This is a genomic window from Elusimicrobiota bacterium (genome assembly GCA_016182905.1).
Taxonomy (GTDB): domain Bacteria; phylum Elusimicrobiota; class Elusimicrobia; order UBA1565; family UBA9628; genus GWA2-66-18.
Genome location: JACPFR010000028.1, coordinates 20272 through 40829 on the forward strand (window position 1 = coordinate 20272; position 20558 = coordinate 40829).

18 protein-coding genes are annotated in these 20558 nt (G+C 69.0%); 16 read left to right on the forward strand and 2 right to left on the reverse strand.

Annotated features, from left to right (window positions below):
- Positions 1 to 28: 28 nt before the first annotated feature.
- The 9 genes from HYV14_10785 (at position 29) to HYV14_10825 (ending at position 10644) form a co-directional block, all read left to right on the forward strand.
- On the forward strand, positions 29 to 403 hold the full coding sequence (locus HYV14_10785; protein ID MBI2386485.1) for a response regulator: 375 nt from the start codon (positions 29 to 31) through the stop codon (positions 401 to 403).
- 89 nt (positions 404 to 492) lie between these two features.
- Entirely contained in the window at positions 493 to 1653 is a 1161-nt protein-coding gene (locus HYV14_10790) for a GuaB3 family IMP dehydrogenase-related protein (protein ID MBI2386486.1), read from the forward strand.
- 1 nt (position 1654) lies between these two features.
- Complete coding sequence (gene guaA, locus HYV14_10795; protein ID MBI2386487.1) at positions 1655 to 3211, forward strand: glutamine-hydrolyzing GMP synthase; 1557 nt, start codon at positions 1655 to 1657, stop codon at positions 3209 to 3211.
- Entirely contained in the window at positions 3211 to 4095 is an 885-nt protein-coding gene (locus HYV14_10800) for a phosphoribosylaminoimidazolesuccinocarboxamide synthase (protein ID MBI2386488.1), read from the forward strand. The genes guaA and HYV14_10800 overlap by 1 nt, the downstream gene beginning before the upstream one ends.
- On the forward strand, positions 4092 to 4592 hold the full coding sequence (locus tag HYV14_10805) for a phosphoribosylformylglycinamidine synthase subunit PurS (GenBank protein MBI2386489.1): 501 nt from the start codon (positions 4092 to 4094) through the stop codon (positions 4590 to 4592). The genes HYV14_10800 and HYV14_10805 overlap by 4 nt, the downstream gene beginning before the upstream one ends.
- Positions 4589 to 7012, forward strand: coding sequence for a phosphoribosylformylglycinamidine synthase subunit PurL (gene purL / locus HYV14_10810; protein ID MBI2386490.1), 2424 nt, complete (start codon positions 4589 to 4591; stop codon positions 7010 to 7012). The genes HYV14_10805 and purL overlap by 4 nt, the downstream gene beginning before the upstream one ends.
- Positions 7009 to 7782 carry a phosphoribosylformylglycinamidine synthase I gene (purQ, locus tag HYV14_10815; protein MBI2386491.1) on the forward strand — a complete coding sequence of 258 codons (774 nt, stop codon included), beginning with the start codon at positions 7009 to 7011 and terminating at the stop codon, positions 7780 to 7782. The genes purL and purQ overlap by 4 nt, the downstream gene beginning before the upstream one ends.
- Before the next feature lie 196 nt (positions 7783 to 7978).
- Positions 7979 to 9349, forward strand: coding sequence for an amidophosphoribosyltransferase (locus tag HYV14_10820; GenBank protein MBI2386492.1), 1371 nt, complete (start codon positions 7979 to 7981; stop codon positions 9347 to 9349).
- The gene (locus HYV14_10825; protein MBI2386493.1) at positions 9346 to 10644 is read left to right on the forward strand and encodes a caspase family protein; all 1299 of its coding nucleotides are present in this window, start codon (positions 9346 to 9348) and stop codon (positions 10642 to 10644) included. Before HYV14_10820 ends, HYV14_10825 begins: the two co-directional genes overlap by 4 nt.
- Positions 10645 to 10725: 81 nt before the next feature.
- Here HYV14_10825 and HYV14_10830 read toward each other — a convergent pair whose 3' ends face one another.
- Positions 10726 to 10911 carry a hypothetical protein gene (locus HYV14_10830; protein ID MBI2386494.1) on the reverse strand — a complete coding sequence of 62 codons (186 nt, stop codon included), beginning with the start codon at positions 10909 to 10911 and terminating at the stop codon, positions 10726 to 10728.
- A gap of 60 nt (positions 10912 to 10971) precedes the next feature.
- Between HYV14_10830 and HYV14_10835 the strand changes: the two genes are divergently transcribed.
- From HYV14_10835 to HYV14_10865, 7 genes are all read left to right on the forward strand, one after another.
- Complete coding sequence (locus HYV14_10835; protein MBI2386495.1) at positions 10972 to 12849, forward strand: type II/IV secretion system protein; 1878 nt, start codon at positions 10972 to 10974, stop codon at positions 12847 to 12849.
- A 23-nt stretch (positions 12850 to 12872) separates the two neighbouring features.
- Entirely contained in the window at positions 12873 to 14132 is a 1260-nt protein-coding gene (gene purD, locus HYV14_10840; GenBank protein MBI2386496.1) for a phosphoribosylamine--glycine ligase, read from the forward strand.
- Between the two features lie 26 nt (positions 14133 to 14158).
- Entirely contained in the window at positions 14159 to 14614 is a 456-nt protein-coding gene (gene purE, locus HYV14_10845) for a 5-(carboxyamino)imidazole ribonucleotide mutase (GenBank protein MBI2386497.1), read from the forward strand.
- Positions 14615 to 14622: 8 nt separating this feature from the next.
- The gene (purK, locus tag HYV14_10850) at positions 14623 to 15726 is read left to right on the forward strand and encodes a 5-(carboxyamino)imidazole ribonucleotide synthase (protein MBI2386498.1); all 1104 of its coding nucleotides are present in this window, start codon (positions 14623 to 14625) and stop codon (positions 15724 to 15726) included.
- Positions 15723 to 16592: an EamA family transporter RarD gene (rarD, locus tag HYV14_10855; protein ID MBI2386499.1), complete on the forward strand. Its 870-nt coding sequence runs from the start codon at positions 15723 to 15725 to the stop codon at positions 16590 to 16592. Before purK ends, rarD begins: the two co-directional genes overlap by 4 nt.
- Positions 16593 to 16683: 91 nt before the next feature.
- The gene (gene hflB / locus HYV14_10860) at positions 16684 to 19539 is read left to right on the forward strand and encodes an ATP-dependent zinc metalloprotease FtsH (protein MBI2386500.1); all 2856 of its coding nucleotides are present in this window, start codon (positions 16684 to 16686) and stop codon (positions 19537 to 19539) included.
- Between the two features lie 80 nt (positions 19540 to 19619).
- Positions 19620 to 20240, forward strand: a complete 621-nt coding sequence (locus tag HYV14_10865; GenBank protein ID MBI2386501.1) for a hypothetical protein — start codon at positions 19620 to 19622, stop codon at positions 20238 to 20240.
- Here HYV14_10865 and HYV14_10870 read toward each other — a convergent pair.
- The gene (locus HYV14_10870; GenBank protein ID MBI2386502.1) at positions 20237 to 20536 is read right to left on the reverse strand and encodes a hypothetical protein; all 300 of its coding nucleotides are present in this window, start codon (positions 20534 to 20536) and stop codon (positions 20237 to 20239) included. The genes HYV14_10865 and HYV14_10870 overlap by 4 nt on opposite strands.
- Positions 20537 to 20558 lie beyond the last annotated feature (22 nt).

Sequence of the window (20558 nt, forward strand, 5' to 3'; positions counted from 1 at the left end):
CGCGACAGCTAACTTACTATAGTTAGCGATGGCCAAGATTCTGATCGTCGACGACGACCCCGACTGCGTGGAGCTCCTCACGGTCCACCTGCTGAAGAGGGGCCATACCGTACTGGGCGCCAAGGACGGCCCCGACGCGCTCGAGGTCGCCTCCTGGGAGCGCCCCGACCTGATCCTCCTCGATCTGCGGATGCCGTCCGTGGACGGCATCCGGGTCATCGAGATCCTGCGCGGCAACGACCTCACCGCGAATACGCCCGTCATCCTGATGAGCGCCGCCGACAGGGAGTGGGCGACGCGCCGCCTGCCCTCCGATCCGCTCGTGCGCTTCCTGGAGAAGCCTCTCGACTTCGAGAAGCTCAACGGGATGATCGCCGAGCTCCTTCCCGCGGCCCTGACCTAAGGAAGCCGCGTCCTCGCGCGCGTAGACGCTCCTCCCGGCAATTTGTTACCATATCGCCGTCGCAACCCCATTCCCGACGGAGGATAACGATGGCTTTTTTCATCGGACGCGACCGTGAAGCCCGCAGGGCCTACGGATTCGACGAGATCGCGCTGGTTCCCGGCGACATGACGGTCAACCCCGACGAGGTCGACACGACCCTGCAGATCGGGCACGTCAAGCTCGAGATCCCCTTCCTCGCCTCGGCGATGGACGGCGTCGTGGACGCGGAGTTCGCGATCGCGATGGGCAAGCTCGGCGGCCTCGGGGTCCTGAACCTCGACGGGATCAGCACGCGCTACGACAAGCCCCGCGAGGTCGTCTCCCAGATCGCCGGCGCCACCCCCGACGAGGCGACCCGCCTCGTGCAGGAGATGTACCGCCCCGCCGTCAAGGAGGAGCTGATCGGCGAGCGCATCAAGCAGATCAAGAAGGCCGGCGTGCCCTGCGCGATCTCCACGATCCCGCAGAACGCGGAGAAGTACGGCCGCATCGCGATGGAGGCCGGCGCCGACATCTTCGTCGTGCAGTCCACCGTCACGACCGTCCGCCACAAAGCGACCAAGTACACGCCCTTCGACATCGCCAAGTTCTGCAAGGCGATGAAGATCCCCGTCGTCGTCGGCAACTGCGTGACCTACTCGGTCGCCACCGAGCTGATGGACGCGGGCGTCTCCGGCCTGCTGATCGGCGTCGGACCGGGAGCCGCCTGCACCACGCGCGGCGTCCTCGGCCTCGGCGTGCCGCAGGTGACGGGCACGGTCGACTGCGCCGCGGCGCGCGACTTCCACTTCAAGCGCACCGGCAAGTACGTGCCGATCATCACCGACGGCGGCATGTCCACCGGCGGCGACATCTGCAAGGCGATCGCCTGCGGCTCCGACGGCGTCATGGTCGGCTCCGCCTTCGCGCGCGCGAAGGAAGCGCCCGGCCAGGGCTTCCACTGGGGCATGGCCACGCCGCACGCCAACCTGCCCCGCGGCACCCGCATCCAGGTCGGCATCACCGGCAGCCTCGAGGAGATCCTCTACGGGCCGTCCCGCCTCGACGACGGCTCGCAGAACCTCGTCGGCGCCCTGCGCACGTGCATGGGCTCCGTCGGAGCCTCGACGATGCGCGAGATGCAGACCACCGAGATCATCATCGCTCCCTCGATCAAGACGGAAGGCAAGATCTTCCAGAAGGCCCAGCGCATCGGGATGGGGAAGTAGCATGACCGTCGCCGCTCTCGAAGCCGAGAAGATCCTGATCCTCGACTTCGGGAGCCAGTACACCCAGCTGATCGCGCGGCGCCTGCGCGAACTCGAGGTGTACTGCGAGATACTGCCCTTCAAGGCGACGCGGGAGCAGATCCTCGCGGCGAGGCCGGCCGGCATCATCCTGTCCGGCGGGCCGGCGTCGGTCCACGAGAAGGGCTCGCCGCGCCCGGACAAGTTCGTGTTCGAGGCGGGCGTGCCGGTGCTCGGCATCTGCTACGGCATGCAGCTGCTCGTCGAGCTGCACGGCGGCAAGGTCCTGCCCTCGAAGAAGCGCGAGTACGGCCACGCCGACCTCGAGATCGTCGCCGAGAGCCCGCTGTTCGCCGACCTGCCCCGGCATCTGCAGGTGTGGATGAGCCACGGCGACAGCGCCTCGCGCCTGCACAACGGCTTCCGCGTGGACGCGCGCACCGGCTCGGCGCCCTACGCCGCGATCTCCGACGAGGCGAAGCGCCAGTACGGCATCCAGTTCCACCCGGAAGTGGTGCACACGCCGCTCGGCGCGAAGGTCCTCGAGAACTTCGCGCGCCGCATCTGCCGCTTCGAGAAGCGCTGGAGCATGTCGTCCTTGCTCGAGTCCCAGGTCGCGGCGATTAAGACGCAGGTCGGCGACGGCAAGGTCGTCTGCGCCCTCTCCGGCGGCGTGGACTCCTCCGTCGCGGCGGCCCTGATCTCCAAGACGATCGGCTCGCGCCTCTACTGCATCTACGTGGACACCGGGCTCGGCCGCCACGGCGACCGCGAGCGCGCGGAGAAGGTGCTCGGCCAGGAGCTGAAGCTCAATCTAAAGGTCGTGGACGCGTCGAAGCTCTTCCTCGGACGGCTGAAGGGCGTTTCGAACCCGGAAAAGAAGCGGAAGATCATCGGGAAGACGTTTATCGAAGTGTTCGATAAAGAAGCGAAACGGATCAAAGGGGTGACCTTCCTGGCCCAGGGAACGTTATACCCGGACGTGATCGAATCCGTGTCGGTGCACGGGCCCTCCGTCGTCATCAAGAGCCACCATAACGTCGGCGGGCTCCCGAAAAAAATGAAGCTGCGCCTGGTCGAGCCGCTGCGGATGCTCTTCAAGGACGAGGTGCGCCTCCTCGGCAAGGAGATGGGGATCTCGCAGGACCTGCTCGGCGCCCACCCGTTCCCCGGCCCCGGCCTCGCGATCCGCGTGCTCGGCGCCGTGACCCCCGAGCTGCTCAAGACCTTGCGCGACGCCGACCTGATCATGCGCCAGGAGCTCAAGGCCGCCGGCTGGTACGACAAGGTCTGGCAGGCGTTCGTGGTGATCCTCCCCTCCGTGCGCTCCGTCGGCGTGATGGGCGACGGGCGCACCTACGAGAACACGGTCGTCGTCCGCTCGGTGGACAGCCGCGACGGCATGACCGCCGACTGGTCGCGGCTCCCGTACGACCTCATGCAGAAGATCTCCAGCCGCATCGTCAGCGAGGTCAAGGGCGTGAACCGCGTCGCTTACGACATCTCCTCCAAGCCTCCCGCCACCATCGAATGGGAATGATGACGAGCACCGCCTCCTCCGTCGACATACCGGGACTGAAGCTCCTGCGCCGGGGCAAGGTCCGGGACGTCTACGACCTCGGAGAGAAGCTGCTCATCGTGGCGTCGGACCGGCTCTCGGCGTTCGACGTGGTCCTGCCGACGCCGATCCCGGACAAAGGCAAGATCCTGACCACGGCGGCGCTGTTCTGGTTCGATCTGACGAAAAACGTGGTTCCGAACCATTTGATCACCGCTGATTTCGACGCCATTCAACAGCAACTGCCCGTGAAGCTGGATAAGAACTGGTTCGACGGGCGGATGATGCTGGTGCATAAGGCGAAAAGGATCGATGCCGAGTGCGTGGCGCGCGCGTATCTCGCGGGGTCGGGCTGGAAGGAATATAAAATCAACGGCAACGTCGTTGGTCACTCGCTTCCGGCGGGGCTCAAAGAGGCCGACAAATTGCCTTCGCCCATTTTTACGCCCGCGACGAAGGCGGATGAGGGGCACGACGAGAACATCTCGCGAGAACGCTTGGCTGAGATGATAGGACCGGAACTTGCCAAGACGTTGGAAGGATTAACCCTTCGGGTTTTTAACGTCGCGGCCGAGCACTTGGCGAAGAGAGACCTCATTCTTGCCGATACGAAATTCGAATTCGGGTTCATCAACGAAAAACTTTGTCTTATCGACGAGATCCTCACGCCCGACTCGTCCCGCGTGTGGGAGAAGAAGGATTGGCATCCCGGAAGGACTCCGGACGGCTTCGACAAGCAATTCGTGCGTGATTATCTCGAGAAATCCGGCTGGAATAAGCTTCCCCCCGCCCCCGCTTTGCCTCAAAGCGTCGTGGACGGCACGCTCTCCCGCTATCGCGATTTCCTCGCAAAGGTGACCAAGTGAGCATAAAGATCCAGGCGGAGAATGTTCACCTCATCGAGGTCAAGCTCCGCAACGAGTTCAACGACGCCGAGGGCGCCGCGGCCTTCGCCCTCCTGCGGGAGCAGGGCCTGGGCGCCCTCAAGGAAGTCCGGGCCGGCCGGCTCTACGAGATCTCCGGCTCGCTGACCGCCAACCAGGCGCACCAGGCCGCGAAGGACCTCCTCTGCGACGCCGTGACCCAGGAGTTCCGCCTGGTCCCCGTCGCGCCCGCGCCGATGAACGGGATGAACTTCTGGCGCGTCGAGGTCTGGCTCAAGCCGACCGTCTCCGATCCCGTCGGCGCGACGGTCGCCGAGGCGATCGCCGAGGGCGGCCTTCAGCGCCCGACCTCCGCCCGCTGCGGGATGCTTTATCTGCTCAACGGCCGCGCCGTGAAGGCGCAGGTCGAGAAGGCCGTGGCCAAGTCGCTGGCCAATCCTCTCATCCACCGCGTCGTCGTCACCGAGGCCCACCCTTGAGCCAGCTCGCCGAGACCTCCCAAGACTCGTTCCCCATCCTCGGCAAGTCGCCCAAGGAGCTGCGCGTCATCGGCAACTCGCGCCACCTCTCCCTGTCCGACGCCGAGTGGGGCGCGATCCAGGCCCACTTCAAGACCCTCAAGCGCGAGCCGTCCCTCGCCGAGATCGAGACCATCGCCCAGACCTGGTCCGAGCACTGCAAGCACAAGACCTTCACTTCTCCCATCAGGTATGTCGAAGGGAAGAAGACGCGGACGATCAAGAACCTCTTCGCCGAGACCATCGTCGCCGCCACCGAGGCCGTCAAGAAGCCCTGGTGCCTGTCCCTGTTCAAGGACAACGCGGGCGTCGTCGCGTTCGGCAAGAAGTGGGCGCTGGCGTTCAAGGTGGAGACGCACAATCATCCCTCGGCCCTCGAGCCCTACGGCGGCGCGGCCACCGGCGTCGGCGGCGTGGTGCGCGACATCCTGGGCGTCGGCCTCGGCGCCAAGCCCGTCCTCAACACCGACACCTTCTGCTTCGGCCGCCCGGACTACAAGGGCGCGCTCCCCGAAGGCGCGCATCACCCGACGCGCACCTTGCGCGGCGTGGTCGCCGGCGTGCGCGACTACGGCAACCGCATGGGCATCCCCACGGCCGGCGGCGGGATCTGGTTCGACGACGACTACCGCCTCAACCCGCTCGTGTTCTGCGGCACCGTCGGCATCATGCCCCAGTGGGCCGTCAAGAAAGAGGTCAAGCCCGGCGACCTGATCGTCGCGGTCGGCGGCCGCACGGGACGCGACGGCCTCCACGGCGCGACGTTCTCCTCGGCCAACCTCGGCGCGGACGCCCCCTCTTCCGCGGTGCAGATCGGCCACGCGATCCAGGAGAAGCGCGTCCTCGACGCCCTGCTCGCGGCGCGCGACAAGAAGCTCTACGGCTCGGTCACCGACTGCGGCGCGGGCGGCTTCTCCTCGGCCATCGGCGAGCTCGGCGCGGACTGCGGCGCGCGCGTGCGCCTCGAGCAGGCCCCGCTGAAAGTCAGCGACCTCGACAGCTGGGAGATCTGGCTGTCCGAGTCGCAGGAGCGCATGGTCCTGGCCGTCAATCCCAAGAGCCTCAAGGCGCTCGAGGCCGTGTTCGCCGCCGAGGGTTGCGAACTCGCCGTCCTGGGCGAGTTCACCCGGACCGGCAAGCTCGAGGTCACGCACCACGAGCGGACGATCGTCGAGCTCGACATGAAGTTCCTCCACAAGGGCCTGCCGCGCGTGGAGCGCGAGGCCGTCTGGACGAATAACCACGCCGCGAAGCCCGCTGGCGGCGTCGCGAAGAAAGCCGGCGACGCCCTGCGCGAGATGATCGGCCATCTCAACGTCTGCTCGCGCGAGTGGGTGATCCGCCAGTACGACCACGAGGTCCAGGGCGGCACCGTCGTCAAGCCGCTGCAGGGCGTGCGCCACGACGGCCCCGGCGACGCCTGCGTGATCTGGCCGCACGCCGCCACCGGCGACATGGACGACTTCTCCTGCTTCGCCGTCGGCCACGGCCTCAACCCCGACTACGGCCGGATCGATCCGTATTGGATGGCCCTGGCCGCGGTCGACGAGGCCCTGCGCAACCTGACCTGCGTCGGCGCCGACCCGTCCCGCGCCGCCTTGCTCGACAACTTCTGCTGGGCCAGCCCCGAGGACCCGAAGCAGCTCGGCGCGCTCGTCCGCGCCGCCGAGGGCTGCCGCGACGCGGCCAAGGGCTTCTCCGCCCCCTTCATCTCCGGCAAGGACTCGATGTTCAACCAGTCCAAGGACGAGAAGGGCAAGGAGCTCCCGATCCCCGGGACCTTGCTGGTCTCGGCGGTGGCCCCGGTCCCCGACGGGCGCAAGGCCGTCACCATGGACTTCAAGGGCCCGGGCAACGCCCTCTACCTCATCGGCCGCACCAACGACGAGCTCGGCGGCTCCCTTTATCACCGCGTCTTGGGACGCGTCGGGGGAGAAGTCCCCAAGGTCAACCCCGCCTCCGCCATCGACGGCTTCAAGGCGCTGCACGCGGCGATGACCCGCGGCCACGTCCTGTCCGCGCACGACCTCTCCGAGGGCGGCCTGGCGCTGTGCGCCGCGGAGATGGGATTCACCGGCGAGTTCGGCTGCCTGCTCGACCTCGACGAGTGCCCGCGCGACCCGCGCATCTATTCCAACGAGACCTTGCTCTTCTCGGAGTCCCCTTCCCGGATACTCGTCGAGGTGAAGCCCGAGGACGAGTCGGCCTTCCTGCGCCACTTCGGCAAGAGCGCCAAGTCCGCGATGGTGCGCCGCGTCGGCCAGACCACGGCCAACCCGATCATCAAGGTGACGGGCCTCGAGGGCTCGACGTGCCTCGAGGAATCCCTCAAAGAGCTCAAGGAAGCGTGGCAGACCGCCCTGCCGAGGATCCTCGGATGAAAAAGCCCAAAGTCCTGATCCTGCGCGCCGCCGGCGTCAACTGCGAGCTGGAGACCGCGAACGCGTTCAAGCACGTCGGCGGGGAACCGGAGCTCGTCCACATCACGGAGCTGCGCTCCGGCAAGAAGAAGCTGATGGACTACGCGATCCTGTCCATCCCCGGCGGCTTCTCCTACGGCGACGACGTCGGCGCGGGCAAGGTCCTCGCCAACCAGGTGCGCCACACCTTGACCGACCTGCGCCAGTTCGTCCGCCTCGGCCGCCCCGTCATCGGCATCTGCAACGGCTTCCAGGTCCTCGTGAAGGCCGGCATCCTCCCGCACTCCAACGCCTGCGACCAGAGCGCCTCCTTCACCGTCAACGACTCGGGCAAGTTCGAGACGCGCTGGACCCATCTGCGCATCAACACCCAGTCCTCCTGCCTGTTCTTCAAGGGCCTGCCCGAGATGATCGAGCTGCCGGTCGCCCACGGCGAGGGCAAGCTCGTGCTGAAATCCCCGCGCCACCTCGAAGACTTGAAGAAAACGAAGTCGATCGCCCTTCAATACGTCACCGAGGACGGCAAGCTGATGGGCTACCCGCACAACCCCAACGGCTCGATCTTCAACATCGCCGGGCTCACCAACCCCGAGGGCAACGTCCTCGGCCTGATGCCCCACCCCGAGCGGTTCATGTCGCTGCATCACCATCCGAACTGGACGCGCCAGACCTACCGCAAGGCGCCCGTCGGACTGGAGATGTTCAAGAACGCCGTCGACTACGCGCGCTGACGCCGCGAACGAGCCGCCGCTGCCCCGGCATACCTCCCTTTTGGTTCTTTGCTTTAAAGCAAAGCCACGGGGAATAGACGCCTTCATTTAGAGCTGTCGAAGGCCGTTATGCTTTAAAGCAAAGAACCAAGAAAGAGACGGCTCCGGCGGCAAGAGCCCCGCTGACAGCCCCGTTTTCAACAGGTATACTTAAGGTATGTGCGGAATATTCGCCGTCTCCGGGCGTCCTGACGCGGCCGAGCTGACCCAGCTCGGCCTTTTCTCTTTACAGCACCGCGGCCAGGAGAGCGCGGGCATCGTGACCGTCAAGAACGGCGAGTTCCAGACGCGCATCGGCATGGGCCTCGTCTCCGAGGTCTTCGCCGACGGCGTCGCCGCCCTTCCCGGGCGCGTCGCGATCGGCCACGTGCGCTACGCGACCACCGGAGGAAGCCACATCCGCAACGCCCAGCCGCTCGTCTACAAGACCGGCCACGGCATGCTGGCCATCGCCCACAACGGCAACCTGACCAACGCGATCCAGCTCAAGCACAAGCTCGAGGGGCGCGGCGCCATCTTCCAGTCCACGACCGACTCCGAGGTCATCATCCACCTGCTCGCCCGCCAGGAGGGCCCCGTCGAGGACGCCTTGATCGCGAGCCTGCGCCAAGTCGAGGGCGCCTACTCGTTGCTCCTGCTGACGATCGACAAGCTCATCGCGGTGCGCGACCCGTACGGGTTCCGCCCGCTCGTGCTCGGCCGCATCGGCGACGCCCACATCTTCGCCTCGGAGACGACCGCGCTCAACCTCATCGGCGCCGAGCTCGTGCGCGAGCTCGAGCCCGGCGAGATGGTCATCGTCGAGGGCACCACGGTCAAGTCGCTCAAGCCGTTCCCGCCCGTGCCCGCGCCCGCGCGCTGCATCTTCGAGCAGGTCTACTTCGCGCGCCCGGACTCGATGATCTTCAACCGCGGCGTGCAGGCGGCGCGCCGGGACCTGGGCAAGGCGCTGGCCCGCGAGATGAGCGGGCTGAAGGCCGACATCGTCGTGCCCGTGCCCGACTCCGGCATACCGGCCGCGCTGGGATTCTCCGAGGAAAGCGGCGTGCCTTTCGAGATCGGCCTGATGCGCTCCCATTACGTCAGCCGCACCTTCATCAAGCCCACGCAGGAGCTGCGCGAGAAGGCGGCGATGCTCAAGCTGGCTCCCGTTCCAGAGACTTTGCGCGGCAAGCGCGTCGTCCTCGTCGACGACTCGATCGTGCGCGGGACGACGAGCAAGCGCATCTGCAAGCTGCTGCGCCAGGCCGGCGCGCGCGAGATCCACATGGCGATCACCTCGCCCCCCATCGTCTCGCCCTGCTACTACGGCATCGACACGCCCTACGCCGCCGAGCTCATCGCCAACCAGAACTCCATCGAGGAGATCCGGAAGTACCTCGGCGTGGACAGCCTCCACTACCTGAGCCTCGCGGGCATGCAGCGCGCGGTCGGCAAGGGCGACGAGAGCGGCTGGTGCACGGCCTGCTTCACCCGCCGCTACCCGACCCCGATCCCCGATTATCAGGTCACGGAGGCCGTCAAATGAGCTCGAGATTTCTCGCCCTCGCCCTGCTCCCCCTCGGACTTTTCCTCGGCGCCTGCGCCACCACCGGCACCGGCCTGATGCAGCAGGTCGGCGGCGACGCGTCCTGCCGCTCGACCCTGCGCGCTTGCCTGAAGGGCGGCCCGGGCATGATCAACAATATCCGCATGCAGGGCCTGCGCGAGGTCTTCGCCACGGGCGTCTTCGAGAGCAATCCGGACCCGTCCAAGTGCGACATCGCCTTCGACTTCCCGGCGACATTCAGCGACCGGACGATCGTCTCCTCCGCTTACAACGGTCAGGTCCTGGCGCGCTACGACGCCAACAGCTACCAGATGAACGCCCGGGCCGCGTGCACCGACTTCTCCGACGAGAACGGGGAGAAGTTCAAGAGCATCCCCGGCGACGCCGTCCTCGCCCGCCGCCCGGGACGGCCGGCCCCCGCCGCCCCGTCCTCGGGCCTCAGCTCGGCCGACATCGAGCGCATCGCCAAGGCCGTGAAGGGCGGAGACGCCGCCGCCCCGGCGGCCGCGCCCGCCGCGTCCTACCCGGCCTCGCCCTCGCCGCGCTTCTCCGCCGCCGAGCGCCCCGACGACCTCGCGATCGTCGTCGGCATCGAGACCTATTCCGACATCGCGTCGAAGGCCCCTTATGCCGAGCGCGACGCGGACGCCTTCAAGGCACACGTCCGCGCCCTCGGCGTGCCCGAGCGCAACATCGTCCTGCTCAAGGGAGCCAAGGCCGGGAAGGCCTCGCTCGAGAAGAACCTCGAGCAGTGGCTGCCCCGCATGGCCAAGGCCGACAGCCGCGTGTACTTCTATTTCTCCGGCCACGGCGCGCCCGACGTGAAGACCGGCCAGGCTTACCTCGTGCCGTGGGACGGCGACCCGAACTTCCTCGAGTCCACGGGCTATCCCGTCGCCAAGCTCTACAAAAAGCTCGGCGAGCTTCCCGCCCGGCAGGTGCTCGTCGCGATGGACTCCTGCTTCTCGGGCGCGGGCGGGCGCTCGGTGCTCGCCTCCGGCGCCCGGCCGCTCGTCGCCAAGATCGACACCGGCGCGGCGCCCGCGACGGTGACCGTGCTCGCGGCCTCCGCCGCCAACGAGATCTCGGGCTCGCTCGACGACAAGGGCCACGGCGCCTTCACCTATTTCCTGCTCGAGGGCATGAACGCGGGCAAATCCACCCCGAAGGCTCTCGCCGAGTATCTGACGCCGCGCGTGCAGGACGAGGCGCGCCGGCTCAACCGCGACCAGACGCCCCAACTTCAGGGCGACGGGGCCTGGCCGCTGCGCTGACGCGAAAAATCCCTCGTTTTTCGAAAAATAGCGCCGAGATTCAAAGCGCTATTCACCACCGACGCCGAAAGTGAATAGCGCTTAAAAAATAATGTTTATTTTGCGGAAAACGAGGGATTTTTCCGCATCGGCCGCCGTCATCCCCGCCTGATCGTCGCCGCCGCTTTGCTCGCGAGTCCGGCCCGCGCCGGCAAGCTCGACCTGGATCTGTACGGCGTCCCGCCATGTCGGCGGATGGCGCGATCCCGCCGCCGAGGACAAGCCCAAGAAATAAACGCTCCGCAGGGGACTTGTTTTTTCCCGGGAGAGAGGCTATATAGGGAGAGCATGGCCTCACTTCCGATCTATTGGAACCGCTGCGAGGGCGACGTCTGGGGCGAGCTGTACGCCGTCAACCTGAACGATCCGCACTTCGACAACCTCGAGGGCGTCTACATGGTCTGGCTCGGGGGCAATAAGCCCGCCGCGATCTGCGCGGGCTCGGGCCTGATCCGGGAGAAGCTCGCCGAGCGCCGCGCGGAACCCGAGCTGCAGGCCCTGCGCGACAAGTCCCTGCTCGTCACCTGGGCCAAGGTGGACACCGTCGTCCGCAAGGGCGTCGAGCGCTGGCTGCTCGAGAACCTGCGCCCGAAGATCCCCAACAAGATCCCCGACACGCTTCCCGTCGAGGTCAACCTGCCCGGACGCCCCGGCCAGGCCTCGCCCGACGCGGGCGAGCCGCCGAGCCAGCTCTTCCAGGACCTGACCGTCCCCGATTCGGCGCCTCCCGCCACCCACTCCGCCGGACCGGCCGTCGCCGAGGCGCCGCCTCCCGCGCCGGCGCCCGCGGCCGCTCCCGCTCCGGCGCCCGCCGCAGTGAAGACGCCCGCCGCGGTGAAGACGCCCGCCGCGGGCGCCGAGCCGCAGCGCCTCCCGCTGCAGGCCGAGTTCGTCGAGATGGTCAAGAGGGCCAAGGAGACGACGAAGGGCGGCATGTTCGGCGGCGGAGGGAAGGCCAAGCCCGAGGAGGAGAAGCTCGTCTCCGACGCGGTGCAGCGCATCCTGCGCGAGGCGGTGAAGCTGCGCGCCTCGGACGTGCACCTGGAGCCGCTGGAGAGCGCGCTGCGCGTCAGGTTCCGGCTCGACGGCATCCTCGAGGAGATGATGCAGATCCCGAACGCGCTGAACCTGCGCATCGTGTCGCATATCCGGGTCAACTGCGGCCTGGACCCGGAGCGCGGCATCGGCACGAGCAGGCCCGAGGACGCGCGCATGTCCATCTCGCAGGACGGCATGGACGTGGACCTGCGTCTCTCGACCTTTCCGACGCCGAACGGGGACAAGGCCGTGCTGCGCCTGATCCCGCGGAACTCGAAGGTCCCGGCCCTCGAGGAGATCGGCCTGGATCCGAAGATCACCGACGCCCTGCGCGCGGTGAGCACCCGCCCCCAGGGCATGTTCATCGTGACCGGCCCCACGGGCAGCGGCAAGTCCACGACGCTGTACACCTTGCTCCAGCAGATCAACTCCCCGTCGCGGAACATCGTGACCCTCGAGGACCCGATCGAGAAGAAGATCCCGGGCATCAACCAGGGGATGATCCAGCCCAAGGCCGGCTTCGGCTTCGCCGAGGGCCTGAGGGCGATCCTGCGCCAGGACCCGAACGTGATCATGGTCGGCGAGATCCGCGACCTCGAGACGGCGGAGATCGCGGTGTCGGCCTCCCTGACCGGCCACATGATCTTCACGACCTTGCACACCAACAGCGCGCTCGGCGCGATCACGCGCCTCTTCGACATGGGCCTGGAGCCGTTCCTGATCGCCTCCGCGCTGACCGCCGTCTCCGCCCAGCGCCTGGCCCGCCGCGTGTGCGAGTCCTGCGCCCAGCCTTACGAGCCGACCGCCGCCGAGGTCGCCGAGATCGAGCACCGCGTGAAAAGCGGCGGCATCCGCATGCCCGACGGATTGATGAGGGGGCTCAAGCGCGGCGCGGGCTGCGCCGCCTGCCGCCAGAGCGGCTACCTCGGCCGGACTTTGCTCTTCGAGTACGTCGCCGTCAGCCCGACTTTGCGGTCGCTGATCCTGAAAAAGGCCGGCCTGGACGACCTGCGCGCGGCGGCGCTCAAGGACGGCAACGACCCGCTGATCGCCGACGGCCTGCGCAAGGCCGCCGCGGGGACCATCTCGATCTCCGAGGTGTTCCGCGTCGTCGATTCGACGGACTAAGACGATTTAGGTATCATCAGGCCGTGAAGGTCCTCCTTCTCGGCTCCGGCGGCAGGGAACACGCGATGGCGTGGGCGTTGGCCAAGAGCCCCCGCCTCTCGAAGCTGTGGGCCGCCCCGGGCTCCGACGGCATGGGCGCCTTGGCCGAGCGCGTCGCCCTCGACCCCCTCGACCCGAAGGCCGTATCGCGTTTTTGTATCGGCAAGGGCGTGGAGCTCGTCATTATCGGCCCGGAAGCCCCGCTCGCCGCCGGCGTCGCCGACGCGGTCCGCGCCGCGGGCATACCCGTGTTCGGCCCGGGCCGGGACGGCGCGCGGCTCGAATCCTCGAAGGCCTTCGCCAAGGACTTCATGCTCCGCCACGGCCTGCCGACCGCGCGCGCGCGCGTCGGCGGCGCGGCCGAGGCGCTCGCCGCGGTCCGGGAGTTCGGCGGCGCCTGCGCGGTGAAGGCCGACGGGCTCGCCGCCGGCAAGGGCGTGATCGTCTGCACGGCGCTGCCGGAGGCCGAGGCGGCGGTCGCGACGCTCGCCGCCACCGGCGCCGGCAGCACCTTGCTCGTCGAGGAGCTGCTGAGCGGCCCCGAGATCTCGATGATGGCCGTGCTCGACGGCAAGACCTACGCCCTGCTCCCCGCGAGCCAGGACCACAAGCGCCTGCTCGACGGCGACCTGGGCCCCAACACCGGCGGCATGGGCGCGCTGTGCCCGGTGCCGCTCGACGAGGCCGTGCTCCGGACCATACGGGAGACGGTGTTCGACCGCGCCCTCGCGGGGCTGGCGAAGGACGGCCTCGATTTCCGGGGCGTGCTGTACGCGGGGCTCATGCTCACCCCCGACGGGCCGAAGCTCCTCGAGTTCAACGCGCGCCTGGGCGATCCGGAGACCCAGGCGGTGCTCCCCCTGCTCGACGCCGATTTCCTCGAGCTGTGCCTCGCCTGCGCCCGAGGGGAGCTGCGCCAAAGCCGCGTCCCGGCCCGCGCCGGAGCCTGCGTGGCCGTGGTCGTCGCCGCCGAGGGCTACCCCGAGGCGCCGAAGGCCGGCGCGGAGCTCGCGCCCGGCGGCGCGGACGGCCTCGAGGGCGTGATGGTGTTCCACGCGGGCACGAAGAAGGACGGGGAACGCTGGCTCGCCGCGGGCGGGCGGGTGCTCGCCGTCGTCGGCCTCGGCGCCGATCTCGCCGCCGCCCGCGAGCGCGCCTACGCCGCCCTGCCCCGCGTCGCCGGGCCGCGGCTGCGCTGGCGGAAGGACGTGGCCGCCAAAGTCCTCGGAAGGAGCCTCGCTTGAGAAAGAAACCGCTCGTCGGCATCATCATGGGAAGCAAGTCGGACTGGAAGACGATGAAGGCCGCCGCCGACGTTCTCCGTGATTATAAAGTGCCGTACGAGGCCTCGGTCGTCTCCGCCCACCGCACGCCGCTGAAGCTGTTCAGCTACGCCGCCTCGGCCGAGAAGAAGGGGCTCAAGGTCATCATCGCCGGCGCCGGCGGCGCGGCGCACCTGCCGGGCATGACCGCGGCGATGACCTGGCTCCCGGTGCTCGGCGTCCCCGTCGAGTCGCGCGCGCTCAAGGGCCTCGACTCCCTGTTGTCGATCAACCAGATGCCGCGCGGCGTCGCCGTCGCCACGCTCGCGATCGGGGAGGCGGGGGCGGCCAACGCGGGCCATCTCGCCGCGCAGATCCTCGCGTTGAACGATCCCTCGCTGTCCAAGAGCGTGAAGAAGTTCCGCGACGCGCAGACGCGCAAGGTCCTGCGGGACTCGCTGTAGTGGGACCGCTGGCGCCCGGGAAGACCCTCGGCATACTCGGCGGCGGCCAGCTCGGCCGCCTCATCGCCGAGGCCGCCAAGGCCCTCGGCTACCGGACCGCCGCGCTCGACTCCTCCGCGTCCTCCCCGGCGCTGCAGGTCGTGGACATGCCGATCGTCGGCGCGGTCGACGACGCGTCCGCGGCTTTGAAGCTCGCCTCGGCGTCCGATGTCGTGACGCTCGAATGGGAGCTCATACCGGTCAAGGTCCTGGAGGCCGTCGCGGAGGTCCGGCCGTTGTTCCCGGCCCCCTCGGTCCTCGGGCTCATCCAAGACCGGCTGATCCAAAAGAATTTCCTCAGCCGCCACGGCTTCCCGCAGACCCCCTACGGCGAGGCGGCGACGGCGACGGGCTGGAAATATCCGGTGATCATCAAGCGGCGCTCCCACGGCTACGACGGCAAGGGCCAGTGCCGGCTCGGCAGCGAGGCCGACGCGCCCAAGGCCGACGAGGTCCTCAAGGCGCCCTGCGTCTGGGAGAAGCTGGTCGATTTCAAGGCCGAGATCTCGGTCATCCTCGCGCGCGGCCGCGACGGGAAGATCGCCGTCTACCCGGTCGCCGAGAACGTCCACCGCGGCGGCGTCCTCCACGCCACCCGCGCCCCCGCCCGGATCCCGCGCGACACGGCGGCCAAGGCCGTCGCGCTCGCGACGAAGGTCGCCGAGGCGCTCGGCCACGTGGGCGTGATGGCCGTCGAGATGTTCCTCCTGCACGACGAGTCCCTCCTGGTCAACGAGATCGCCCCCCGCGTCCACAACAGCGGCCACTACACTTTGGGCGGCTGCGCCGTCTCGCAGTTCGAGCAGCACGTGCGCGCCGTGTGCGGCCTGCCCCTCGGCGCCGCGGAGCTGATCGCCGGACCGGCCGTGATGGTCAACCTCCTGGGCGACCTGTGGGAGAAGGGCGCGCCGAAGTGGTCCGCGCTCGACGCCGTCCCCGGGGCGAAGCTCCACCTGTACGGGAAATCCGGCGCCCGTCCCGGCCGCAAGATGGGGCACTACACCGTCGTCGGCCCGGCCGCCGAGGCCGAGTTCGACCGGGCCGACAAGCGGCTTCAACAGCTCCGCGGATGAACCGCCTCGGCCTGGCCTACGCCGCGGGCGCCTTCGGGCTGTGGGGCCTGAGCCCCCTGTACTGGCGCCTGCTGGCTCACGTGCCCGCGCTCGAGATCCTGATGCATCGCATCGCGTGGTCGGCGCTCTTCCTCCTGTTCGTCATGCGCGGCCGCTGGGGCGACCTGCGCCGCGCGGCGGGCAAGCCGAAGACCGCGGCCGCCCTCCTCGCGACGACCGCCCTCATCGGCGCGAACTGGTACCTGTACATCCGGGCCATCGAGGACCGGCGCGTGCTCGACTCGAGCCTCGGCTACTACATCAACCCGCTCGTCAACGTGGCGCTCGGCGTCCTCGTGCTCGGCGAGCGCATGCGCCGCCTGCAGGGCGCCGCCGCCGTCCTCGCCCTGGCCGGCGTGCTGTGGCTCGTGAAAGCACACGGCCACCTGCCCTGGCTGTCGCTCGCCCTGGCCGGGACCTTCGCGCTGTACGCGCTGCTGCGGAAGGTCTCTCACGCGGACGCCTTGGTCGGCCTCTCCTTCGAGACCTTCATCCTGGCGGGGCCCGCGATCCTCGGCCTGGCCTGGCTCGCCGGCCACGGCCGCGCGCCCGCCGACGCGAAGACCTGGCTGCTGCTGGCGGGCGGCGCCGGAGTCACCGCCGTCCCCCTGCTCTGGTTCGTCGAGGCCGCGCGCCGCCTCGACCTCAAGACCATGGGCTTCCTGCAGTTCCTCTCCCCGACTTTGCAGTTCCTCATCGCGGTCCTCGCCTTCGGCGAGCCGCTGTCGCGCGGCCGCCTGCTCAGCTTCGCGCTGATCTGGGCCGCCGTCGCCCTGTATTGCGCCGACGCGGCCATCAAGGCGCGGCGGTTCCCGCCCAAGCCCTAAAAGTCCCGGCGCTTCGTGGGACCTATGCCGGGCCTTTCCGGTCCCGTTCGGCCCAACCTCCCTTGAGACCGCCCCGCGTAGAATATTGACCGTGATCAATTTTTCAGGGGTTTATCTCATGAATATCCGGCTTTCCCGCCTCGTCGCCTCGGTCCTCACGGCCTCCCTCGTCCTCGGAGCGCCCGGCCCGCAGGCCTGGGGCCAGGTCGCCGCGTCGGCCCGCGCCGGCTCCGCCGGCGCGATCCCTGGAGCCGCCGTGTCGCTCACCCCCGCCGCCGGACTCCTCTCGACCCCCGCGCTGACTTCGTCCGCTCCGTCCCTCGCCGCCCCGAGCCTCGCTCCGGCTCCCGCGGCCCCGGCCGCCGCGCCCGCGATAGCCGCCGTTCCCGCCGCCGCCCTCGTTCCCGCGGCCCCTCTCGCCGCGAAGCCCGCCGCCCTGACGGCCGCCCTTCCCGCGCTGACGGCTCCCGCCGCCGGAGACAAGAACGACGGCGCGCTCGGCCGTCTCTCCTCCCTGTTCGACGGCCTTCTCGTGCGCCGACCCGCCGTCGACGCCGTGGACGCGGGAGGCCCGAGCGGCGCGCCCCGCGGACCGGAACTCGGCCGCCCCCAGCCCGCCCAGCCGCGCTCCGCGCCCAAGCCCGCCGCCAAGAGCCCCGCGCGAAAGCCGTTCGTTCCCGCGACGCGCGTCGTCGCCGCGATGGAGAAGCTCCTCGTGACCGACCCCGCCGCCGCGCTCAAGACGGCCTCCGCCTCCATCGTCGACGAGAAGGAGCGCCGCGCCGAGGTCAAGATCGGCGCGCAGCGCATACTCGACGCCCTGCCCATCGAGATGACCCTGACGCATTACCTCGACCTGCTCACGCTCGCCGCCCGTCCCGGCATCCAGACCTCCAAGGACGTCCACATCGATCCGTGGTGGTACCTCCAGCGCACCGCCCTCAAGCGCCTGACCCGCGAGGCCCCCTTCCTGAAGCCCGGCTCGCCCGCGCTCCACGACCTGATCAAGGCCTCCTACAAGGACCGCAACGCCTCGGTGCGCCTCGCCGCCGCCGGCCTCCTGACCGCCCTCGGCGTCGACCCCGGGCCCGAGGTCAGCTACGACTCCGTCCGCCCCGCGCCCGAGCCGGTCCTCTCGCCCGCACCGGCCCCCTCCGCGCCGCAAGCCCCGAAGAAAAAGGGCTCGTGGCTGCCGATGATCATCCTCTTCTCCGCCCTCGCCGGCTGGTGGGCGTTCAGCAACAACACGCCGTCGGCCCCGCCCGTCGCGCCGCCCGCCATCGAGCAGACGATCAAGGCCCCGGCCGCGATCACGGCCCCCGCAGGCGTGGACTCGGTCAAGGCGGACCCGAAGGACGCGGCCCTCGAGCAGATCGCCCGAGACACGAAGCGGACCGCCGACGCGGCCGAGCGCTCGGCCAAGGCCGCCGAGGAGATGGCCAAGCCCAAGGGCACGAGCATGAGCGGCATCCTGATGATGCTCGCGATGGCGATCCTGCCGATCTTCCTGCTCGTCTGGCTGATGAAGAGGATGATGGGCGGCGGCGCCGGAGGACAGGCCGGCGGCATCAACACCCGCCCCAAGATGGACCTCGAGAAGCCGAACGCGCGCTTCGACGACGTGGCCGGCATCGACGAGAGCCTCGTCGAGGTCCAGGAGATCATCGACTTCCTGCGCGAGCCCGCCCGCTTCAGGAAGCTCGGCGCCCGCATGCCCAAGGGCATCCTGATGGAAGGCCCTCCCGGCACCGGCAAGACCTTGCTCGCCCGCGCGCTCGCCGGCGAGACCTCGGCCACGTTCATCTCGATCTCCGGCTCGGACTTCGTCGAGCTGTACGTCGGCATGGGCGCGCGCCGCGTGCGCGAGCTCTTCGAGACGGCGCGCAAGAACGCCCCCGCGATCATCTTCATCGACGAGATCGACGCCGTCGGCAAGAAGCGCGGCGACGGCGGCCCCGGCGGCGGGAGCAACGACGAGCGCGAGCAGACGATCAACCAGATCCTCAAGGAGATGGACGGCTTCGACAACTCGTCGGGCGTCCTCGTCGTGGCCGCGACCAACCGCGCCGACACCCTCGACGCGGCGCTGACGCGCCCCGGCCGCTTCGACCGCAAGATCCACGTCGGCCTGCCCGAGGCGATGGGCCGCGAGGCGATCCTGGCCCTGCACGCGAAGAAGGCGCGCCTGGCCCCCGAGGTGGACCTGCGCCTGATCGCCCGCCGCACCGCGGGGCTCTCCGGCGCGTTCCTCGAGAACGTGATCAACGAGGCGGCCCTGCTCGCCGCCCGCCGCGGCGCCGACTCGATCAACGGCGCCGACATCGACGAGGCCGTCGACCGCGCGACGATCGGCGGCAAGCGCTCGCTGCGCCTGTCCGAGCCCCTCAAGCGCCGCATCGCGGCGCACGAGGCGGGCCACGTGCTGGCCAACCTGCTCAACGAGAACGCGGAGGCGCGCGTGCCCGTCAACAAGGTCACGATCATGCCCCACGGCTCCGGGGCGCTCGGCTTCGCCGAGTCCGGCAGCGAGGAGGGCGACAAATACCTTTATACCCGCGCCGAGCTCGAGGCGCGCCTCGACACCGCGCTCGGCGGCCTCGTCGCCGAGAAGATCTTCTACGGCGAGTGGTCCACCGGCCCCGGCTCGGACCTCGAGTCGGCGACGCGCGTGGCGCGGGCGATGGTCCAGCAGCTCGGCATGAGCGAGGACATGGGCCTCGCGCAGACCGCCCCGAACCAGTACGGGCAGAGCGCGTTCGGCGGCGAGGCCGACGCGAAGGCGCTCGTGGAGGTCAACAAGCTCCTGAAGGCCTCCATGGAGAGGACCGAGGCGCGCCTGCGCGCCGGCGCCGCCCAGCACAAGGCGATGATCGAGGCCTTGATGGACAAGGAGACGCTGTCGGCCGACGAGATCGAGGCCATCGCGCACCCGAGACCGAAGCGTTGAAATAAATTCACTCTTCGTCCATGGGGCGGCGACGCCGCAGCCCGTATAATGGACTCGACCGCTTTCCGGTGGAGGCTCCCATGAACGACGCCGCGTGTAGAATGGCTTTGGGGCTCCTGCTGCTCGCCGCGTGCGCCCCGTCGGCGGCGCGCGCCCAGTTCCGAGAGGAGCCGGACCTCGCCGAGATTTCCCTCTCCGGCGAGACCCCGGAATCGGTCATCCTGCTCTGGCCGACCTTCTCCTACCGGCTGGCCCGCCTGATGATCGCCAAGTACGGCCAGCCGAGCCAAGCCACGGACCACAGCCTCGTCTGGGAAGGCAACGGCCAGTGGAAGCGGACCGTCGTCTACCGCGTCCCGCCGATGCAGCGGACCCTCACGCGCGGCGGAGGCCGCCTCGAGCAGACCGTCGCCTACCGAGTGCCCGCGCGCAGGATCGACGACCTCGGCCGTTTCGACAAGAAGATCGAGGCCGACGCGACGGAGAAGCGGCTGACCGCGCGTTCCGACGACGAGAGCGAGAACTTCCTCGTCCTCAACCTGGCGGACGAGGTCCTCCGGGGCCGGCGCACGCCGCAGGAGGCGGCCGACTTCCGGCGGAGCGCCGCGCGCCTGCGGGACTCGGGGAAGTCCTCGCCTTATTTCGACCGGCTGCTGTTCGTCGCCAAGGAGAAGCCCGCGAAGCCGGGCCCCCTCGACTAGGCTTTCTTCTTCGGGGCGGCTTTCTTGGCGGGCTTGCGCAGGGAGCCGCGCTTGCGCGGCTTGAGCAGGGACGCCTGGCGGCGCAGCTCCGCGATCACCGCGCGGAAGGCGATCGCCTCGTCCTCGGAGACCCGGAAGAAGTGCTCGCCGTACTTGAAGCGCGCGATCTCGCCGGTCTTGAGCTTCAGCGCGATCTTGTCGCCCTCGACGCCGAGGACGCTGCCGAGCTCGCCGTTCAGCGCGTTGCGGAGGACGTCGAAGAGACGGACGTTGGACAGCTCGATATGGAAGCTCATGGCGGATCCATTTTAGCAAACC

Bases quoted from the DNA above. Each gene is read 5' to 3' on its own strand.
- HYV14_10825 (MBI2386493.1), top strand. From the start codon at position 9,346: ATGAGCTCGAGATTTCTCGCCCTCGCCCTGCTCCCCCTCGGACTTTTC.
- HYV14_10790 (MBI2386486.1), top strand. From the start codon at position 493: ATGGCTTTTTTCATCGGACGCGACCGTGAAGCCCGCAGGGCCTACGGA.
- HYV14_10865 (MBI2386501.1), top strand. From the start codon at position 19,620: ATGAACGACGCCGCGTGTAGAATGGCTTTGGGGCTCCTGCTGCTCGCC.
- HYV14_10820 (MBI2386492.1), top strand. From the start codon at position 7,979: ATGTGCGGAATATTCGCCGTCTCCGGGCGTCCTGACGCGGCCGAGCTG.
- guaA (MBI2386487.1), top strand. From the start codon at position 1,655: ATGACCGTCGCCGCTCTCGAAGCCGAGAAGATCCTGATCCTCGACTTC.
- HYV14_10870 (MBI2386502.1), bottom strand. From the start codon at position 20,536: ATGAGCTTCCATATCGAGCTGTCCAACGTCCGTCTCTTCGACGTCCTC.
- purQ (MBI2386491.1), top strand. From the start codon at position 7,009: ATGAAAAAGCCCAAAGTCCTGATCCTGCGCGCCGCCGGCGTCAACTGC.
- rarD (MBI2386499.1), top strand. From the start codon at position 15,723: ATGAACCGCCTCGGCCTGGCCTACGCCGCGGGCGCCTTCGGGCTGTGG.
- purE (MBI2386497.1), top strand. From the start codon at position 14,159: ATGGGAAGCAAGTCGGACTGGAAGACGATGAAGGCCGCCGCCGACGTT.
- HYV14_10800 (MBI2386488.1), top strand. From the start codon at position 3,211: ATGACGAGCACCGCCTCCTCCGTCGACATACCGGGACTGAAGCTCCTG.
- HYV14_10785 (MBI2386485.1), top strand. From the start codon at position 29: ATGGCCAAGATTCTGATCGTCGACGACGACCCCGACTGCGTGGAGCTC.
- HYV14_10835 (MBI2386495.1), top strand. From the start codon at position 10,972: ATGGCCTCACTTCCGATCTATTGGAACCGCTGCGAGGGCGACGTCTGG.